The 617-nt window shown below is 44.4% G+C and carries 1 protein-coding gene; it reads right to left on the reverse strand.

The window, feature by feature from the left end; genetic code table 11:
* Positions 1-230 precede the first annotated feature (230 nt).
* The coding region (locus A136_RS10725; RefSeq protein WP_017064754.1) for an IS110 family transposase at positions 231-617 on the reverse strand (387 nt) is incomplete at its 5' end.

Genomic DNA, 617 nt, shown 5'->3' on the forward strand with positions numbered 1-617 from the left:
GGGCTACATGGACTCCCTCTTTTGTCAACAATAGCTCCCGCTGACAACAGTGGATCGGACAGCAGCTCTACATTCGGTGTTTAATCGGAATCGTTCCGTCACCTTGATGATATTCGCTTGATGCCAGCCTCATTCGTTAAACAGTATTTATTACTTCCCAATTAAACAGGTTTAGGCATCTCGGTCTGGTCGTATTGTCATCATTTGCTATTGCTTTGACTCGGTGAGTGTTAACCGTTTACATAGTTAATCTTGTACTCTTTTCCTGTTGTTAATAATGCCCATATTATACGAGCATTTTTTGCTGCTAGGGCGACAGCTGCTCGTTTATAACCTCGTCGTTCAACGAGTTGATTTAACCAAATACTGTTGCGATCGGTTTTCTCTTTACATCGTGCAATAACGGCTCTTGCGCCATGAATAAGTAGAGTGCGAATATGTTTTTCGCCTCTTTTGCTGATGCGACCAAGATGAACATGACCACCTGTTGAGTATTGTCTTGGAACCAACCCTATCCAAGCGGCAAATTGGCGGCTAGAGCCAAATTGTTTGGCGTCATTGACGGTCGCGACAATGGCACTTGCACTGTGTTCACCGACACCTGGAATATCCATGAG

The organism is Vibrio crassostreae 9ZC13 (assembly GCF_000272045.2).
GTDB lineage: Bacteria > Pseudomonadota > Gammaproteobacteria > Enterobacterales > Vibrionaceae > Vibrio > Vibrio crassostreae_C.